Source organism: Paucibacter sp. XJ19-41, from assembly GCF_028462495.1.
Lineage (GTDB): Bacteria > Pseudomonadota > Gammaproteobacteria > Burkholderiales > Burkholderiaceae_C > Roseateles_E.
The window spans coordinates 22,610-36,730 of the sequence record NZ_JAQOWX010000028.1 but is presented as its reverse complement, the minus strand read 5'-3'; the positions used below and the strand labels follow the sequence as shown (position 1 = coordinate 36,730).

The following is a 14,121-nucleotide window of genomic DNA, read 5'->3' as shown; positions in this document are numbered from 1 at the left end:
CCCATGAGCGCCGACGCCCAGCACCCGTTTGACGAGACCGAGCGCAACGCGGTCTACCGCGCCATCGCGCTGCGCCGCGACACCCGACATTTCAAGCCGGGTCAGGTGCTGCCGGAGGATCAGCTGCAGCGCCTGCTGGAAGCCATGCACCAGGCGCCGTCGGTCGGGTTGATGCAGCCCTGGCGGCTGCTGCGCATCAGCGCCGAAGGTTTGCGCGCACAGATCGTCAGCGTGGTCGAGGCCGAGCGCCAGGCCACGGCGGCTGCGTTGGGTGCGCGCAGCGACGAGTTCCTGCGCCTGAAGGTCGAGGGCCTGCGCGACTGTGCCGAGCTGCTGGCCATCGTGCTGCCGCCAGATGACGGCACCGTCTTCGGCCGGCGCAGCATGCCGCGCGAGATGGCCATCGCCTCGCTGGGCTGCGCGGTGCAGAACCTCTGGCTGGCCGCCCGCGCCGAAAACCTGGGCCTGGGCTGGGTCTCGATGTTCGAGCCGCGCCAGCTGGCCGCGCTGCTGCGCCTGCCCGAGGGCGCGCAGCCGCTGGGCCTCTTGAGCCTGGGACCGGTCGACAGCTTTTACGAGGCGCCGATGCTGGAGCTCGAAGACTGGCGCCAGCGCCGGCCGCTGGACGAGTTGCTGATGAACGACTCTTGGAGTGAGCAAAAAGATGGAAATTGAGAAGCCCCCGGTCGACCGCGAACGCATCATTCCCACGGGCGAGCGCCGCGGCCTGATCCTCGTCCACACCGGCCCCGGCAAGGGCAAGAGCACGGCCGCCTTCGGCCTGGCGCTGCGCGCGCATGGCCGCGGCAAGACGGTCAAGATCTACCAGTTCATGAAGGTGCCCAGCGCCCGCTTCGGTGAGCACCGGGTGTTCGAGCAGCTGGGCGTGCCCATCATCGGCCTGGGCGACGGCTTCTCGTGGAAGAGCAAGGATCTGGACCACAGCGCCGAGCTGGCCAGCGATGGCTGGGCGCAAGCCGAGGCGACGATACGCGCCGGCGAGACCTTTCTGGTCGTGCTCGACGAGATCATGTATCCGCTGCGTTATGGCTGGGTCGCGCTGGAGCCGGTGCTGCAGTGCTTGCGCGAGCGGCCGGCCCATGTGCATGTGGTACTGACCGGCCGCGGCGCGCCGCAGGAGCTGATTGACCTGGCCGACACGGTCACGGAGATGGCCATGGTCAAGCATCACTTCAAGGCCGGCGTGCCGGCCCAGCGCGGCATCGAAGATTGATGATCTCGCTGCTGCTGCCCTTGGCGATGGGGATCGCGCTGCTAGTGGACCGTCTGCTCGGCGAGCCACCGGCCTGGGCGCATCCCGTGGTGGGCATCGGCCGCTATCTCAATGCCTTCGGCACGCGGCTGGCCGCGATGCCACCGGCCCAAGCCTTTACCGGCGGTGCGCTGGTCTGGCTGCTGGGCGCGCTGCTCGTCGCGGCGCTGGCGTTGGGGCTGGAGATCGCGCTGTTGCAGGGGCTGCAGCCCTGGACCTCCTGGCCGGCCCTGCTGGGCAGCGCACTGGGGCTGGGCCTGCTGCTAAAGCCGCTGCTGGCCTGGGCCATGCTGGTCGACGAGGTCCTGGCGGTGGAGCGCGCGCTGGTCGAATCGCTGCAGACCGGGCGGGCCCAACTCTCGCGCCTGGTCAGCCGCGACACCGCCGCGCTCGATGCGGCCGAGGTGCGCGAGGCCGCGATCGAGACCCTGGCCGAGAACCTCAACGACTCGGTCGTTGCGCCGCTGTTCTGGTTCGTGATCGCGGGCCTCCCTGGCGCTGCGGTCTATCGTTTCGCCAACACCGCCGATGCGATGTGGGGCTATCGCGATCACCGTGAGTGGTCGGGCAAGTGGGCCGCGCGCGCCGACGATGTGTTGAGCTGGATCCCGGCCCGCATCACCGCGCTGGCGCTGATGGGCCTGCGCCCGGCGCTGTTGCTGCGTCTGGCTGGCGAGGCGCCGCGCACGCCTTCGCCCAATAGCGGCTGGCCGATGGCGGCGATGGCGCTGCGCTTGAATCTGCGCCTGGCCAAGCCGGGCGTCTACAGCCTCAACGAGGGCGGCGCCGCGCCGCAGGGCGCCGATCTGCGGCGTGCGGCCGGCCTGGCCCGGCGCGCGATGCTGGGCTGTGCGCTGCTGCTGGCCTTCGCGGCCCTGAGCCTGAGGTTGCCGACATGACCCACGGTGGCAGTGACAGCGGCCCGCCCCTGCTGCACGACTTCTCGACCAATGCGAACCCGCTGCCGGTGCCGGCATCGCTGAGCGCGGCCTTGCAAGCGGCCGACCGGTGCCGCTACCCGGACCCGCACTACCTGGCGCTGCGCGAGCAGCTGGGCCGCGCCCATGGTGTATCGCCCGAACGCATCCTGCCAGCCTCCGGCGGCGCCGAGGCAATACGCCGGCTGAGCCTGGCCGCGCTGCTGCAGGGGCTGCGCGAGGTCTGGGTGCCCTCGCCCGGCTTCGGCGACTATGCGGCGGCGGCCCAGGCACTGGGCCTGCGCGTGCGCTCCTATGCGGATGTCACGCAGCTCCTGCAAGAGCTCGGCAGCGAGGCCATGGTCTGGATCTGCGAGCCCTGCAACCCGACCGGCGAGAGCCTGGCCAGCGCGCAGATCGCGGCCGTCGCCGCGCGCGCCGCGCTGACCGTGCTGGACCGCGCTTATGAGCCGCTGCGCCTGGCCGGCACGGCGCCGGCGCTGCCGTCGAACTGCTGGACTTTGCACTGCCCCAACAAGGCGCTGGGCCACACTGGCGTGCGCGCCGCCTATCTGATCGCCGCCGAGGACTATGCCTTCAGCCATCGCGTGCAGCAGTTGGCGGCCAGTTGGGTGCTGTCTGCTGAGGGCCAGGTCTTGCTGATGCAGCTGCACCGCCCCGAGATCCAGGCCTGGCTGGCCGACTCGCGCGCCCAGCTGCGGCGCTGGAGCGTGCAGCAGCGCGAGATGCTGGCGTCCCTGGGCTGGCAGCAACGCGAGAGCTGCACACCCTTCTGGCTGGCCCGGCCGGCCGTGCCGCTGGACCACGAGGACCTGCGCGCCCATGGCATCAAGCTGCGCGACGCCAGCTCCTTCGGCCTGCCGGGCTGGGTGCGCGTCGCGACCCTGCCGCCACAATCGCAGCTGGCATTGAAGAAAGTGATCGCGCAATGACGGCCAAGGCTGTGATGGTTCTGGGCACGACCAGTGGCGCCGGCAAGAGCTGGCTGGCCACGGCCTTGTGCCGCTGGTATGCCCGCCAGGGGCTCAAGGTGGCGCCCTACAAGGCGCAGAACATGAGCAACAACGCGCGGGTCGTGCCCGGCCTGAACGGGCGCATGGGCGAGATCGGCAGCGCCCAGTATTTCCAGGCGCTGGCCGCGCGCCGCACGCCCGAGGTGCGGATGAACCCAGTGCTTTTGAAGCCCGAGGCCGACACACGCAGCCAGGTGGTGCTGATGGGCGAGGTCAGCGCCGAGCTGGGCGCGATGCCCTGGCGCGGCCGCAGCGAGAAGATCTGGCCCACGGCACGGGCGGCGCTGCACGAATTGCTGGCCGAGAACGATGTGGTCGTGATCGAGGGCGCGGGCTCGCCGGCCGAGATCAATCTGCACAGCAGCGACTACGTCAATATGCGCACCGCGCTGGAGGCCAGAGCCGCCTGCCTGCTGGTGACCGACATCGACCGCGGCGGCGCCTTTGCCCACCTGTACGGCACCCATCAGCTGCTGCCGGCCCACGAGCGCGCGCTGATCAAGGGCTTTGTGCTGAACCGCTTCCGCGGCGATGCCGCGCTGCTGGCGCCGGGGCCTGAGCAGCTGCAGGCGCTGACCGGCGTGCCCACCGTCGCGGTACTACCGATGTGGCGCGGCCACGGCCTGCCCGAGGAGGACGGTGTGTATGACGAGCGCCCATCGGGGTCGGGTTTGAACATCGCCATCCTCGCCTACCCGCGGCTGTCCAATCTCGACGAGTTCCAGCCGCTGCGCAGCCTGCCCGGCGTGCGCCTGGTCTGGGCCCGCACGCCGGCCGAGCTGGCCGGTGCCGACTGGATCATCCTGCCGGGCTCCAAGGCCGTGGCCGCCGATCTGGCCTGGTTGCGCGCCCAAAAGATCGATGAAGTGGTCGCCCGCCATGCTGCCGCGAACAAGCCAGTGCTGGGCATCTGCGGCGGCCTGCAGATGCTGGGCGAAGCTTTGCTGGATCCGCACGGCCTGGACGGCAATGCACCGGGACTGGGCCTGCTGCCCTTGGTGACGCAGTTCGAGCGCGAAAAGCTGCTGCGCCCGGCCGAGCTGCGATTCGAGGCAGAACTCGACGGGACTTGGCAGACCCTGAGCGGCGTCCAAGCCCAGGGCTACGAGATCCACCACGGCCGCACGGCCCAGCATCCCTCGCTGCCGACGGCGCGCGTGGCGGTGCGCAGCGACACCGGCGAAGCGATCGGCTGGCAGCAGGGATCGGTGCTGGGCTGCTATGCCCACGGCCTGTTCGAACAGCCGGCCGTGATGGCCGCGCTGTTCGGTCTGGGCCTGCCAACACTGGACAGCGTGTTCGACGGGCTGGCCGACTACATCGACACGCATTTCGAGCCGGGCCGGCTGATGGCGCTGATCCGATGAGCGACCCGATCCCACAGCGCATCGCCTGCCTGTCCACCGAGGCCGTGGAGGTGCTGTACCGCCTCGGCGCCCAGGACCATGTGGCCGGCATCTCCGGCTACACCGTGCACCCGCCCGAGGCGCGCGCCGAGAAGCCCAAGATCAGCGGCTTTTCCAGCATGAAGGTCGAACGCCTGCTGGCGGTACAGCCGGATCTGGTGATCGGCTTCTCGGACCTGCAGCGCCCGCTGCTCGATGAATGCGAGCGCGCCGGACTGGCCACACTGTGGTTCGACCAGCGCAGCATTGCCGGCATCCATGCCATGGTGCTGCGCCTGGGCGAGCTGGTTGGCCGCCCTCAGCAGGCGCTGGCGCTGAACCGCCAGTTGCAGTCCTGCCAGGACGAGATCGCAGCCACTGCAGCCGCCTTGCCCTGCCGGCCGCGCGTGTATTTTGAGGAATGGGACGAGCCCATGATCTGCGGCATCGGCTGGGTCAGCGAGCTGATCGCTATGGCCGGCGGCGTGGACGTGTTCGCCGAACGCTCGCGCGCCGGTTTCGCGCGGCAACGCATCGTCGATGCCGACACGGTGCTGGCCGCCACGCCCCAGCTGATCCTCGGCTCCTGGTGCGGTAAGCGCTTCGTGCCCGACAAGGTGCTGGCCCGCCCTGGCTTTGCCGCGCTGAATGCCCGGCTCGCCGAAATCAAGTCCGCCGACATCCTGGCCCCAGGACCGGCCGCCATCGAACGCGGCGCCCGCCAACTGCAGGCCGCCATCCAGACCACCGCCGAGGCCCTCGCATGCAAGACCTGATCCCCACCATCGCCCCTCTGCACGACGCCGCCCTCGCCGCCGCCCTGCAGCGCCGCATCGACATCAAGACCAAGCCGCTGGGCGCCCTGGGCCGGCTGGAGACGCTGATGCTGCGCCTGGGCCTGATCCTCGGCAGCGAGACACCGCAACTGCGCGAGCCGCAGCTGATGGTGTTCGCCGGCGACCACGGCCTGGCGGCGCGCGGCGTGTCGGCCTATCCCAGCGATGTCAGCTGGCAGATGGTCGAGAACTTCCTGGCCGGCGGCGCGGCGGTCAGCGTGCTGGCGCGCCAGCACGGCCTGGCCCTGAGCGTGGTGGATGCCGGCGTGGCCCACGACTTCGCACCGCGCGAGGGTCTGATCATCGCCAAGATCGCGCCCGGCACGGCCGATGCGCTGGCCGGCCCGGCGATGAGCGCCGACCAGTGCGCCACCGCGATTGCCGCCGGCAAGAACCTCTTGCACAAGCAGCCGGGCAATGTGCTGCTGCTGGGCGAGATGGGCATAGGCAACAGCTCGGCGGCGGCCCTGCTGCTGGCGCGGCTGCAAGGCCTGCCGATTGCCGACTGCACCGGCCGGGGGACAGGTCTTGACGATGCACAGCTGCAGCACAAGACCGACATCCTGCGCCAGGTGCTGCAGCGCCATGGCGAGGCGGCCACGCCGCTGGCGGCGCTGGCGGCCTTCGGCGGTTTCGAGATCGCGATGATGGTGGGCGCGGTGCTGCAGGCGGCGCTGGAGCGGCGCGTGATCGTCGTCGACGGCTTCATCTGCGGCGCGGCGGTGCTGGTGGCGGCAAAGCTGCAGCCGGCCGTGCTGGAACGCTGCGTGTTCGCCCATGCCTCGCAGGAGGCCGGCCATGGGCTGATGCTGCAAGCGCTGGGCGCCGAGCCGCTGGTCGACCTGGGCCTGCGCCTGGGCGAGGGCTCGGGCGCGGCGCTGGCCTGGCCGCTGCTGGAATCCGCCTGCCGCATCCTGGCCGAGATGGCCAGCTTCGAATCGGCCGGGGTCAGCGAGAAAAAACACTGAAGCCGGTGATTGTTCTGTCTTTTTAGCTGGACAGCCGGCTGGCGACAAAACTAATAATGGTCCGACCTGAGATGGAGGGTCGCCATGACGGATTTGGTGTTCGCGGACGAATCACCGCCGCTGCAGCCGACGGGCCGGGCCAGCAAGACGCTGGAGCCCTGGATCGTGATGATCGTCGACGACGACCCGGCCGTCCACGAGGTCACCCAGCTGGTGATGGCCGACTTCGAGTTTGCCGGCCGGCGCCTGCAGTTCCTCGATGCCTATAGCGGCGTCGAGGCCCGCGAGCTGCTGGCGCATCGCCAGGACATCGCGCTGATACTGCTGGACGTCGTGATGGAGAGCGAGCATGCCGGGCTGGATCTGGCCCGCCATATCCGCGAGGTGCAGCAGAACCACCATGTGCGCATCGTGCTGCGCACCGGCCAGCCGGGCCAGGCGCCCGAAGAGCATGTCATCAAGACTTATGACATCAATGACTACAAGGAAAAGACCGAGCTGACCAAGCGCAAGCTGATCACGGTCTTCTACTCGGCGCTGCGCAGCTACCGCGACATCATGATCATCGAGGCCTCGCGCCAGGCGCTGCGCCGCTCCATCGATGCAATCACCAAGGTCTATGACTCGCAGAACCTGCGCCGCTTCGCCTCGGCGGTGCTGGAGCAGGTCTCGCATCTGCTGGGCCTGGACGCCCAGGGCTTCAGCGCCAGCCGGGTGTCGGCCTATGCGGCCTCGCATGTCGAGGGCAGGCTCAAGGTGCTGGCGGCCACCGCCGAGTATTCACGCCTGCTGGTCGAGGAGGAACTGGACGCCCTGCCCACCGAGGTGCGTGACGCGCTGAACCGGGCGCTGAGTTCACAGCAAAGCCATTTTGACGACTACCACTTCGTCGGCTACTACCGCAGCAGCACCGGCAATGAGAGCCTGCTCTATATGGTGTTTTCCGAGCCGGTCGACGAGACGGCTCGCGAGCTGCTGGAAATCTTCTGCGCCAATGTCGCGATCACCTACGAGACCCTGCTGCTGCGCGAGGAGATCCAGGAAACCCAGCGCTCCACCGTCTTCATCCTCGGCGAAGCGGTCGAGAAGCGCTCCAAGGAAACCGGCTCGCATGTGCGCCGCGTCGCCGAGCTGTCGGCACTGCTGGGCGATGCGGTGGGCCTGGCGGCTTCGGATGTGGAGTTTCTGCGCCAGGCCGCGCCGCTGCACGATGTCGGCAAGATCGGCATCCCGGACCGGGTGCTGAACAAGCCGGGCAAGCTCGACGAGGAAGAATGGGAGGTCATGAAGACCCATGCCCGCATCGGCTACGAGCTGCTCAGCAAAAGCGACAAGCGCATCCTGCAGCTGGGCGCGACCATCGCTCACGAGCACCATGAGCGCTGGGACGGTCAGGGCTATCCGCGCGGCCTGGCCGGCGAGCAGATCCATATCGTCGGCCGCATCGTCGCGCTGGCCGATGTGATGGACGCACTGGTCAGCACCCGCTGCTACAAGCAGCGCTGGCCTTTCGAGCAGGCCATCGACTATCTGCGCGCCGAGTCCGGCCGCCAGTTCGACCCCAAGCTGGTGAGCCTGCTGCTGGAGCGCCTGCCCGAGCTGCGCAGCATCTACGAGCGCTACCCCGATGCCTGAGACGCCACGCTTCAGCGAAGCCGAGAAGCGCCGGCGGGCCGAGGCCGCGCTGCGCTCGATCACCTTGTCGACCTCGCGCGTGCAGGGCGAGGCCTTCTTCCGGGTGCTGGTCAAGGATCTGGCCGCCGCGCTGGATGTGGCCTATGTGATCGCCGGCCGGCTGATCCCGTTCGAGGATGGCGAGGGTGTGCAGACCCTGGCGGTCTGGGGTGGTGCCGACTGGCTGCCGAATATGAGCTACTCGCTGAAGGGCACGCCCTGCAGCAATGTCGCCGACCAGAGCATGTGCTTCTACGCCTGCGGCGTGCAGCAGGCCTATCCGGACGACCATCTGCTTGGCGAGATGGGGGCCCAAAGCTATGTGGGCATGCCCATGGTGGGCACCACGGGCGCCAGCCTGGGCATTCTGGTGGCGCTGGACAAACGCGAGATCGATGCCGACAAGCATCTGCTGGCCCTGTCCCTGCTGTCGATCTTTGCGGCCCGCGGCGCCGCCGAGCTGCAGCACCAGGACCGCGAAGCCGAGCTGGAGGGCCTGGTGCTGGCGCGCACCGAGGAACTGCGCCATGCCACGGCCACGCTGGTGGAGCGCGAGAAGCTGGCCGCGCTGGGCGGCCTGGTGGCCGGGGTCGCGCACGAGGTCAACACGCCGATCGGCATCGCGGTGACGGCGGCCTCGGGCATGGAGGAGTTCGCGCGCGAGATGCTGGCCATGCTGGCGCGCGACAAGGTCAGCCGCAGCGAGCTGCAGGGCCTGGCACGGCGCATCGAGAGCGCGGCGGGTCTGGTGTGCAGCAATCTGGCCCGGGCCGCCACGCTGGTGGGCAATTTCAAGACCCTGGCGGTGGACCAGAGCAGCGAGCTGGCCCTGCCACTGGACCTGGTCGACTATCTGCGCGCCATCATCCGCACCCATCAACCGGTGCTGCGCAAGGCCGAGGTCGAGGTGCTGCTGGACGCGCCGGAGCGGCTGCCGGTGCGCATGGCGGGCGGCATGCTGTCGCAAATCATCTCGAACCTGCTGCTCAATGCGATCACCCATGCCTTCGAGGGCCGGTCCGAGCGCCGCATCGCGATACGGCTGCGCGAGGCGGGCACGGACGATGTCGAGCTGCGCCTGCGCGACAACGGCAACGGCGTGCCCGACGAGATACGGCCACGCCTGTTCGAGCCCTTCTTCAGCACCAAGCGCGGCGACGGCGGCTCGGGCCTGGGCCTGCACATCGTGCAGACCCTCAGCCAGCGCCTGGGCGGCTCGGTGCAGCTGGATACGGAACCCGGCGCGGGCCTGGGCTTGGTGATCAGGCTGCCGCGCAACAGCGTCTGAGCGCGGCCTCAGGCGTCCTTGGCCGGCACATTGCCCAGAATCATCGCCCGGCCGGCGAAGATGCCGCCGACCGCCTCCAGCTCGAAGCGCTCGGTATCGCGCCGGCGCACCTCGCTCATCACCTCGTCGGCCTCGTCCGGCGTTGCGCCGGTGGCCAGGGCCGCCTCGCGGCCCAAGGCCATGGCCGACTCGAAGGTCTCGCGGATCTGGTAGTCGACATCGGCCTTCAGCAGCTCGTGCGCATGCTCGCGGTCATAGGCCCGCACCAGCAGCTTGGCCTGGGCGCAGCTCATGCGTGCCTGCTCGACGATGCGGCTGACCGCCGCCTTGTCATTGATGCAGACCAGGATCACGCGCGCATGGTGGGCGCCGGCCGCATGCAGCACGTCGGCGCGGTCGCCGTCGCCGTAGTAGACCTTGAAGCCGAACTCGGCGGCGTCGCGTATCACCTCGGTGTCGTTGTCGATGATGGTGATCTGGGCACCGCGCGCCAGCACCGCCTGGCTGGCCACCTGGCCGAAACGGCCGAAGCCGATGATCAGCACGCTGGCGGCCAGGTTCTCTGGTCGCTCTATGCCCTCCATCGAGGGCTTGATCTTGGGCGTCAGGCGGCGCAGCGCCAGCACGGTCAGCGGGGTCAGCGCCATCGACAGCACGACGATGGCCGTCATGTTCGCATTGACCTCGGCATCGATGACGCCGGCCGCCAGCGCCGCCGCATAGAGCACGAAGGCGAACTCGCCGCCCTGGGCCATCAGCACCGCGCGGTCGATCGCATCGGCGTGCGAGGCCCGCGCCAGGCGCGCCACCGCATAGATGCACAGGGTCTTGACCACCATCATCGCCAGCACGCCGGCGATGATCAGCTGCCAGTTCTGAGCCACCGCCGCCAGGTCCAGCGCCATGCCGACGCCGATGAAGAACAGTCCCAGCAGCAGTCCGCGGAAGGGCTCGATATCGGCCTCCAGCTGATGGCGAAAGCTCGACTCCGACAGCAGCACCCCGGCCAGGAAGGCGCCCAGCGCCATCGACAAGCCACCGAGCTGCATCAGCAGGGCCGCGCCCAGCACCACCAGCAGGGCCGCGGCCGTCATCACCTCGCGCGCCTTGGCGCGCGCCAGCACCCGGAACAGCGGGTTCAGCAGCCACAGGCCGACGGCCACCAGGGCCGCCAGCGCCCCAAGGCCCAGCAGCACCGCGCCCCAGCGCGAGCCGGCCGCCGCCGGCGCAGCGGCCGAGGTCGGCGCGATAAAGGCCACCAGGGCCAACAGCGGCACGATCAGCAGGTCCTCGAACAGCAGGATGGCGACGATCTTCTGCCCGCGCGGCGCGGCGCTGTCACCGCGCTCGCCGAGCAGCTGCATCACGATGGCGGTCGAGGTCAGCACAAAGCCCATCGCGCTGACAAAGGACACGTCCAGCGGGAAACCAAAGGCCAGGCCGACCCCGGTCAGCAAGGCGCCGCAGACCACCACCTGCAGGCTGCCCAGGCCGAAGATGGCGCGGCGCAAGGCCCACAGATGCGAGGGCCGCATCTCCAGGCCGATGACGAACAGAAACATCACGACGCCCAGCTCGGCGATATGCAGAATCGTCTGCGCATCGCTGAACAGGCCCAGGCCGAAGGGCCCGATGACCAGGCCGGCCGCCAGATAGCCCAGCACCGAGCCCAGACCCAATCGCTTGAACAGCGGCACCGCCACCACCGCCGCACCCAGCAGTGTCACGACCTTGATCAGGTCCCCTGCACTTCCCTCTGCCGCCATCTCTTCCCTTTCGAACGTCAAGCCGATCCGCCGGATCAGCCTGCGCATTCTCCCTGCAGCCGCGATGGCGGGATATCAGTGCTTAGTCAGGCGCAAGCTCAGCAGCAAGGTCTGGATGTCGTCAAGCCGGGTCGCATCGCTGGTCTGAGCCAGCAGGGTCAGCCGGATCGGACCCATCGGCGTCACGCGCAGCTCCGGCAGGTGCAGGCCGATGAAATAGCGCGTCGAGTCCGGCTGCCGCCAGCGCACCAGCCGTGCCGGCCGGCCGTCCACCAGCACCGGCTTCTCCTCGTAGCCGCTGACGCCGTCGCGGTTCAGCAGGGGATCGCTGTACAGGCCGAGGTCGTAGTCGATCAGCAAGCCGTCGCCATGCAGCCGGCCTGCTTTCGAGTCGATGCCGCCCGTCTGCTGCGCCATGGTCGCCGGCAGCTGCAGCGAAAAATCGCCCAGATCGCGGCGCGGCAGCGGCTCAGCGGCGGCCAGGATGACGCCCCACAGCAGCGACAGCCAGCTCAGCCAGCGGGCCGGCCACATCAGGCCTGGCCTGGATCGCTGCGGCGCCCGCGTGCCACGCCGACCAGCAGCACGCCGCCCAGCAGCAGCATGGCCCAGCTGGCGGGCTCGGGCACCGGCGCGGTAGCCAGCACGGCGATCGGCTGGATCGTGATGAACTTGCCCTGCGCATCGCTTTGCACCAGGGCGCTGCTCAGGATGGTGGTGATCTGGGCGGCGGTCAGCGCAAAGCTGGTCGACAGCGTGGGGTTCATCAGATTGCTGCCATTGTTCGGCAGCACATGACCCAGCCCCAGGTTGTGGGCCAGTTCATGAGCGAGCAGATTGCCGCCGAGGCTCGCATGGGCCGCCCAGCTGGAGTCGAGCGCCATCAGGTTGCCGGGCGTGTCCGCGCAGCCGACGATATTGCTGCCCGGATCGCCGCACCAGCGCACCTTGTCGACAAAGAACATATTGACAACGGGCGCATCGAGGTTGACGGCCAGCCCGGCCATCTTGTTCCAATCGGCAAAGCTGTCGATCGAGGTCAGGCTGGCATCGATGATGCTTGTCTGGCTGTTGAAACGAATGTCTATCCTGTCGGCAGCGGCAAAACCTGCCTGCGAGAAGATCGCATCCAGCTTGGCCTCGTTGGTCGTCACAAAGCCGTCGGCGGCCCAGCTGGCGGCCTGCGCCACAGCGAGCGCGGCGGCAGCGGCCAGACGGAGGCTTGATTTGAGAATGGGCGGCTTCATAGGGTTCTCCGGCATCAGGATGCAGATGGACAGGGTTTCATCACGGCCACCACCTTATCCAAGAGCCCGACCGGCATCAATCCCGAGAAACGAAGCCGCTCGCCAGGTGCTCCGAGGATAATCGGCCGGCCCCCCGCTCTCGCCCGCGCATGCGCCTCGTCCTCCACGAACTCCGTCTGTTCTTCATTGCCCTGCAATTCTTCACCCGGGTGCCGATGCCGCGCTGGGTGGGTTTCGAGCCGCTGTGGCTGCAGCATTGCGCGCGCCAGTTCCCGCTGGTGGGCCTCTTGGTCGGGACCTTCAGCGCGCTGGTGCTGTGGGCCGCGCTATGGCTGTGGCCGGCCGGCGTGGCGGTAGGCCTGGCGATGGCGGCCGGCGTCTGGCTGACCGGCGGCTTCCACGAGGACGGCTGGGCCGATACCTGCGACGGCCTGGGGGGCGCGGTCAGCCGCGACAAGGCCTTGCTGATCATGAAGGACTCGCGCATCGGCAGCTATGGCGCGCTGGGGCTGATCCTGATGCTGGGGCTGAAGGCGGCCGTGCTGGTCTCTCTCGTGGAGCAGGACTGGCTGCTGGCGATGACGGCCCTGGTCTGGGCCCACTGCGCCTCGCGGGCCGCGCCGGTCTGGCTGATACGCGCCCTGCCCTATGCCGGCGATGCGGATCATGCCAAAGCCAAGCCGCTGGCCACCCAGGCCAGCATCGCGACGCTGCTGACCGCCTTGCTCTGGGTGCTGCTGCTGAGCCTGGGGATCGCCTGGCAGCAGCCGCAGTGGCTGTCACAGCTGGTCCTGGCCGTGCTGGCGGCCGCCGTCGCGACCCGGGCCATGCAGGCCTGGCTGAACCGGCGCCTGGGCGGCTATACCGGCGACAACCTGGGCGCCACGCAACAGGTGGTGGAGCTGGCCACGCTGCTGGCCTGGCTGGCCCATGTCTGAAGACCAGCGGGTCTGGGCCTGGCGCCATCCGCGGCCAGAAGGGGCCGCCGGACGCTGCATCGGCGCCGGCACCGATCTGCCGGTGCATTGGCGCCGCGCCAAGCGCCTGGCCCGCCGCATCCAGGCCACGGCCCGGCGCGAGCGCCTGCCGCATTGCATCCACAGCTCGCCGCTGCGGCGCTGCCGCGAGGTCGGCGCCTGGCTGCGGCGCTGGGGCTGGACCCATCGGGTCGATGCGGCCCTGCTGGAACTGGACTTCGGCCGCTGGGAGGGCCAGCCCTGGCAGGCCATCGGCCAGGCCGAAGTCGATGCCTGGTGTGCGGACTTCGGTGCTTATGCGCCGGGCGGCGGCGAGGCGCTGAATGCGCTGCTGGCCAGGGCCGGTGCGTGGTCGGCGCAGACACCGGCGCTGGTGGTCAGCCACGGCGGCTGGATGCTGGCCAGACGCTGGGTGTCGGAGGGCAAGCCGCCGCCGGCATCGGCCGCCGACTGGCCGGCCGCACCGCGCTACGGCGAGCTCTGGCGGCTTGTCTGATCAGGCGGCCTGGGCCGTCAGCCGCAGATACTTCTGCATCAGAGTCTCGCGGCTTTCGATATGGGCCGGGTTGACCGGGATGCAGGCCACCGGGCACAGCGCCACGCACTGCGGCTCCTCATGATGGCCGACGCATTCGGTGCATTTGTCAGGGGCTATTTTGTAGAACTCCTCGCCCATCGAGATCGCCTGGTTGGGGCACTCGGGCTCGCAGACATCGCAGTTGATGCATTCGTCGGTAATCATCAAAGCCATGGCGG

General features: G+C 69.1%; 15 protein-coding genes. 11 read left to right on the top strand and 4 right to left on the bottom strand.

Going from position 1 to position 14,121, the window contains the following annotated elements; translation table 11 throughout:
* Window positions 1-3: 3 nt before the first annotated feature.
* The 9 genes from bluB (at window position 4) to PO768_RS09850 (ending at window position 9,375) form a co-directional block, all read left to right on the top strand.
* Window positions 4-675: a 5,6-dimethylbenzimidazole synthase gene (bluB, locus tag PO768_RS09890; protein WP_272645918.1), complete on the top strand. Its 672-nt coding sequence runs from the start codon at window positions 4-6 to the stop codon at window positions 673-675.
* Window positions 665-1,234 (top strand): cob(I)yrinic acid a,c-diamide adenosyltransferase, encoded by a 570-nt coding sequence (cobO, locus tag PO768_RS09885; RefSeq protein WP_272645917.1) that lies wholly within the window; start codon window positions 665-667, stop codon window positions 1,232-1,234. Before bluB ends, cobO begins: the two co-directional genes overlap by 11 nt.
* Window positions 1,234-2,172: an adenosylcobinamide-phosphate synthase CbiB gene (gene cbiB, locus PO768_RS09880; RefSeq protein WP_272645916.1), complete on the top strand. Its 939-nt coding sequence runs from the start codon at window positions 1,234-1,236 to the stop codon at window positions 2,170-2,172. Before cobO ends, cbiB begins: the two co-directional genes overlap by 1 nt.
* Window positions 2,169-3,143, top strand: coding sequence for an aminotransferase class I/II-fold pyridoxal phosphate-dependent enzyme (locus PO768_RS09875; RefSeq protein WP_272645915.1), 975 nt, complete (start codon window positions 2,169-2,171; stop codon window positions 3,141-3,143). Before cbiB ends, PO768_RS09875 begins: the two co-directional genes overlap by 4 nt.
* Entirely contained in the window at window positions 3,140-4,591 is a 1,452-nt protein-coding gene (locus PO768_RS09870) for a cobyric acid synthase (protein WP_272645914.1), read from the top strand. Before PO768_RS09875 ends, PO768_RS09870 begins: the two co-directional genes overlap by 4 nt.
* Entirely contained in the window at window positions 4,588-5,385 is a 798-nt protein-coding gene (locus PO768_RS09865; RefSeq protein ID WP_272645913.1) for an ABC transporter substrate-binding protein, read from the top strand. Before PO768_RS09870 ends, PO768_RS09865 begins: the two co-directional genes overlap by 4 nt.
* The gene (gene cobT / locus PO768_RS09860; RefSeq protein WP_272645912.1) at window positions 5,373-6,413 is read left to right on the top strand and encodes a nicotinate-nucleotide--dimethylbenzimidazole phosphoribosyltransferase; all 1,041 of its coding nucleotides are present in this window, start codon (window positions 5,373-5,375) and stop codon (window positions 6,411-6,413) included. Before PO768_RS09865 ends, cobT begins: the two co-directional genes overlap by 13 nt.
* 84 nt (window positions 6,414-6,497) lie before the next feature.
* Window positions 6,498-8,048 (top strand): DUF3369 domain-containing protein, encoded by a 1,551-nt coding sequence (locus PO768_RS09855; RefSeq protein ID WP_137943727.1) that lies wholly within the window; start codon window positions 6,498-6,500, stop codon window positions 8,046-8,048.
* Complete coding sequence (locus PO768_RS09850; protein WP_272645911.1) at window positions 8,041-9,375, top strand: sensor histidine kinase; 1,335 nt, start codon at window positions 8,041-8,043, stop codon at window positions 9,373-9,375. Before PO768_RS09855 ends, PO768_RS09850 begins: the two co-directional genes overlap by 8 nt.
* Window positions 9,376-9,383: 8 nt before the next feature.
* Here the strand turns inward: PO768_RS09850 and PO768_RS09845 are convergent, their stop codons facing one another.
* The 3 genes from PO768_RS09845 to PO768_RS09835 form a co-directional block, all read right to left on the bottom strand.
* Window positions 9,384-11,141, bottom strand: a complete 1,758-nt coding sequence (locus PO768_RS09845) for a monovalent cation:proton antiporter-2 (CPA2) family protein (protein ID WP_137943725.1) — start codon at window positions 11,139-11,141, stop codon at window positions 9,384-9,386.
* A gap of 75 nt (window positions 11,142-11,216) precedes the next feature.
* Complete coding sequence (locus PO768_RS09840) at window positions 11,217-11,675, bottom strand: hypothetical protein (RefSeq protein ID WP_272645910.1); 459 nt, start codon at window positions 11,673-11,675, stop codon at window positions 11,217-11,219.
* A complete protein-coding gene (locus PO768_RS09835) occupies window positions 11,675-12,388 on the bottom strand; it encodes a PEP-CTERM sorting domain-containing protein (protein ID WP_272645909.1) in 714 nt (237 codons plus the stop codon). The genes PO768_RS09840 and PO768_RS09835 overlap by 1 nt, the downstream gene beginning before the upstream one ends.
* A 149-nt stretch (window positions 12,389-12,537) precedes the next feature.
* On the opposite strand from PO768_RS09835, the gene PO768_RS09830 reads away from it, so the two are divergent.
* The gene (locus tag PO768_RS09830; RefSeq protein ID WP_272645908.1) at window positions 12,538-13,326 is read left to right on the top strand and encodes an adenosylcobinamide-GDP ribazoletransferase; all 789 of its coding nucleotides are present in this window, start codon (window positions 12,538-12,540) and stop codon (window positions 13,324-13,326) included.
* Window positions 13,319-13,861, top strand: a complete 543-nt coding sequence (locus PO768_RS09825) for a histidine phosphatase family protein (RefSeq protein WP_272645907.1) — start codon at window positions 13,319-13,321, stop codon at window positions 13,859-13,861. The genes PO768_RS09830 and PO768_RS09825 overlap by 8 nt, the downstream gene beginning before the upstream one ends.
* Here PO768_RS09825 and PO768_RS09820 read toward each other — a convergent pair whose 3' ends face one another.
* Window positions 13,862-14,116: a YfhL family 4Fe-4S dicluster ferredoxin gene (locus tag PO768_RS09820; protein ID WP_272645906.1), complete on the bottom strand. Its 255-nt coding sequence runs from the start codon at window positions 14,114-14,116 to the stop codon at window positions 13,862-13,864. It lies immediately after the preceding gene.
* Window positions 14,117-14,121: the final 5 nt, after the last annotated feature.

What these genes read in the sequence shown, in the direction of transcription:
- bluB (WP_272645918.1), top strand. Translation starts at nt 4, where the DNA reads ATGAGCGCCGACGCCCAGCACCCGTTTGACGAGACCGAGCGCAACGCG.
- cobO (WP_272645917.1), top strand. Translation starts at nt 665, where the DNA reads ATGGAAATTGAGAAGCCCCCGGTCGACCGCGAACGCATCATTCCCACG.
- cbiB (WP_272645916.1), top strand. Translation starts at nt 1,234, where the DNA reads ATGATCTCGCTGCTGCTGCCCTTGGCGATGGGGATCGCGCTGCTAGTG.
- PO768_RS09875 (WP_272645915.1), top strand. Translation starts at nt 2,169, where the DNA reads ATGACCCACGGTGGCAGTGACAGCGGCCCGCCCCTGCTGCACGACTTC.
- PO768_RS09870 (WP_272645914.1), top strand. Translation starts at nt 3,140, where the DNA reads ATGACGGCCAAGGCTGTGATGGTTCTGGGCACGACCAGTGGCGCCGGC.
- PO768_RS09865 (WP_272645913.1), top strand. Translation starts at nt 4,588, where the DNA reads ATGAGCGACCCGATCCCACAGCGCATCGCCTGCCTGTCCACCGAGGCC.
- cobT (WP_272645912.1), top strand. Translation starts at nt 5,373, where the DNA reads ATGCAAGACCTGATCCCCACCATCGCCCCTCTGCACGACGCCGCCCTC.
- PO768_RS09855 (WP_137943727.1), top strand. Translation starts at nt 6,498, where the DNA reads ATGACGGATTTGGTGTTCGCGGACGAATCACCGCCGCTGCAGCCGACG.
- PO768_RS09850 (WP_272645911.1), top strand. Translation starts at nt 8,041, where the DNA reads ATGCCTGAGACGCCACGCTTCAGCGAAGCCGAGAAGCGCCGGCGGGCC.
- PO768_RS09845 (WP_137943725.1), bottom strand. Translation starts at nt 11,141, where the DNA reads ATGGCGGCAGAGGGAAGTGCAGGGGACCTGATCAAGGTCGTGACACTG.
- PO768_RS09840 (WP_272645910.1), bottom strand. Translation starts at nt 11,675, where the DNA reads ATGTGGCCGGCCCGCTGGCTGAGCTGGCTGTCGCTGCTGTGGGGCGTC.
- PO768_RS09835 (WP_272645909.1), bottom strand. Translation starts at nt 12,388, where the DNA reads ATGAAGCCGCCCATTCTCAAATCAAGCCTCCGTCTGGCCGCTGCCGCC.
- PO768_RS09830 (WP_272645908.1), top strand. Translation starts at nt 12,538, where the DNA reads ATGCGCCTCGTCCTCCACGAACTCCGTCTGTTCTTCATTGCCCTGCAA.
- PO768_RS09825 (WP_272645907.1), top strand. Translation starts at nt 13,319, where the DNA reads ATGTCTGAAGACCAGCGGGTCTGGGCCTGGCGCCATCCGCGGCCAGAA.
- PO768_RS09820 (WP_272645906.1), bottom strand. Translation starts at nt 14,116, where the DNA reads ATGGCTTTGATGATTACCGACGAATGCATCAACTGCGATGTCTGCGAG.